The sequence below is a fragment of the Paraburkholderia sp. BR10936 genome (genome assembly GCF_040965735.1).
Lineage (GTDB): Bacteria > Pseudomonadota > Gammaproteobacteria > Burkholderiales > Burkholderiaceae > Paraburkholderia > Paraburkholderia nodosa_A.
In genome coordinates this window covers 1-2,548 of sequence record NZ_JBFRCM010000054.1, presented here as the reverse complement: position 1 = coordinate 2,548, position 2,548 = coordinate 1, and the positions used below count along the sequence as shown (strand labels likewise).

Annotated in this window: 2 protein-coding genes; both read left to right on the top strand. The window is 63.3% G+C overall.

Annotated features, from left to right (window positions below):
- The first annotated feature begins 160 nt into the window (after positions 1-160).
- Positions 161-1,657, top strand: a complete 1,497-nt coding sequence (gene istA, locus AB4Y36_RS40330; RefSeq protein WP_368685921.1) for an IS21 family transposase — start codon at positions 161-163, stop codon at positions 1,655-1,657.
- Entirely contained in the window at positions 1,654-2,475 is an 822-nt protein-coding gene (istB, locus tag AB4Y36_RS40325; RefSeq protein WP_368685920.1) for an IS21-like element helper ATPase IstB, read from the top strand. Before istA ends, istB begins: the two co-directional genes overlap by 4 nt.
- Positions 2,476-2,548 lie beyond the last annotated feature (73 nt).

Sequence of the window (2,548 nt, the reverse complement as noted above, 5' to 3'; positions counted from 1 at the left end):
TGCGCGGCGACAATCATTTTGGCCGGTATAGCGACAGAGGTTTTGGCTGGTGGGGAGAACTCGGAGGCGGCGTAGCCGCCGGAGGGTTCTCCCCACCAGCGGCGCCGAGTCGGCCGGGTTCTACGATGGCTGATCAAATCAAGAAGAAGCGATCAGCCGCATGTCCGGAACCCGTATCACCGACCAACAGGTTCGCCTCTACATGTCCAAACGCAAACACCACTCTCAGGAGATCGCCGCCGCCAAGGCCGGTATCAGCGTGCGCAGTGCCCGGCGCATAGAACGAGAAGCCTTACTGCCGTCCCAGAAGCCACGCGGCTACTGGCGCTCGCGCCCTGATCCGTTCGCCGACGTCTGGGATACCGAAGTCGTCGCGATGCTCATGAACGCGCCGCAATTGCAGGCGATCACGATCCTGCGCAAGCTGCAGGACGATCATCCCGGGCAGTATCCCGATAGCACGCGCCGCACGCTCGAGCGGCGCGTCAGGCACTGGAGGGCGATGTCGGGGCCGCCCAAGGAAGTCTTCTTCCCACAGCTGCATGAGCCCGGTGCACGAGGCCTGTCGGACTTTACCGACATGGCCGAACTGCGCGTGACCATCGCCGGCATTCCATTCGCTCATCGGCTGTACCACTTCGTGCTGGCCTTCTCGCGCTGGGAGTACGCCAATGTTGTTGAAGGTGGCGAGAGTTTCGAAGCCCTGTCCGTAGGGTTGCAGAACGCACTGTGGCAGGCCGGCGGCTGTCCACGCGAACATCGCACCGACAGCCTGTCAGCGGCGTTCAGAAACCTGGCGGACGAAGACGACTTTACGGTGCGCTATGCGGCGCTGCTTGAGCACTATGGCATGAACGGGACACGGAACAATCGTGGTCTGGGTCACGAGAACGGTAGCGTTGAGTCATCGCATCGCTATCTGAAGGAAGCCGTCGACCAGGCGTTGATGTTGCGTGGTCATCGGGACTTCGATGATCGCGCGGCCTATGATGAGTTTCTGCGCGAGGTCGTCATGCGCCGCAACCGGCGCAATGCGGCGGCGTTCCGCTTGGAGCGCGAACAGCTCATGGATCTGCCGCTGAGACGCACAACCGACTTCGTTGAGGAGGAGGCGCGCGTCACACGCTGTAGTACCTTCACCGTGCGCGGCATCCTCTACAGCGCGCCGTCTCGACTGATCGGGCACCGTCTGAAGGTGCGGGTCTATGGCGACCGGCTCGACTGCTATCTGTCGGGCGCACTGGTGCACAGCACCCCGCGCGGCTCGCGTGCTGGCGACAACCGCAGGGCCCTCGATTACCGGCACTTCATCGAGGGCCTCAAGCGCAAGCCACAGGCCTTCAAGGGGCTGGCGTTTCGCGACGGGCTGTTTCCGCGTGAGGCCTATCGCCGGACCTGGGAGCAACTCGAGGCACGGCTCACGCAACGCGACGCGTGCAAGACCATGGTCGGACTGCTCGAGCTCGCCGCGCTGGATGGTGTCGAAGCCGTGCTGGCCGCACGTCTGAACGCATTGCTGGTCGACGGCGACTTGCCAGATCTGAAGGCGTTGCGCGAGGAGTTTGCACCGCGCCAGGTCGACTGCCCGGTGGTCAATGTCGAGATACCGCCGGCCAGCGCCTATGACGCGCTCCTGGGCGACGAGGAGGCAGCATGAGTACGCCCGCTTACGATGCCGGCCGCCTGGCGCTCATGCTCAATGAACTGCGCCTGCCGACCATCGCCCGCCTGTGGCCCGACTTCGCTCAGCGCTCCGACAAGGAAGGCTGGCAGGCGACGCGACTGCTGGGTGCACTGCTTGAGCACGAACTGGCCGAGCGTGCCAAGCGGCGCATCGAGCGACACCGCGCCGAATCGCATCTCGAACCGACCAAAACACTGGCTACCTTCGACTTCGGCATGGTGCCGATGGTCTCCAAAGCCCACGTGATGGCACTGGCGACCGGCGATTCGTGGCTCGAGAAAGGCGCCACAGTGCTCCTGTTCGGCCCGCCTGGGGTCGGCAAGAGCCATCTCGGATCGGCCATCGGGCACGCCCTGATCGATGCCGGCTACCGCGTGCTGTTCACGCGCACCAGCGAACTCGTCCAGAAGCTGCAGGCCGCACGCCAGAGCCTGCAATTGCCTTCAGCGCTGGCCAAGCTAGACCGCTTCGACCTGATCGTCCTGGATGACCTGTCGTATGCCCGCAAGGACCAGGCCGAGACCAGCGTGCTGTTCGAACTGATTGCCGAGAGGTATGAGCGCCGCAGCCTTCTGATAACCGCGAACCAGCCGTTCTCGGGCTGGAATGACGTGTTTCCGGATCCCGGCATGACCGTCGCCGCGATCGACCGGCTCGTCCATCACTCGACGATCTTCGAGATGAACGTCGAAAGCTACCGCCGTCGCACGGCCAGCGACAAACAGACCAGCCGGCGCCGACAATCATCCAGCGACAATCATCAGGAAGGAGCGACAACCATGACCGAATAACCACCGACAATCACCCCGGTCGACCGGCCAAAATGATTGTCGGTAAACCGGCCATCCTGCTTGACGCTATCTA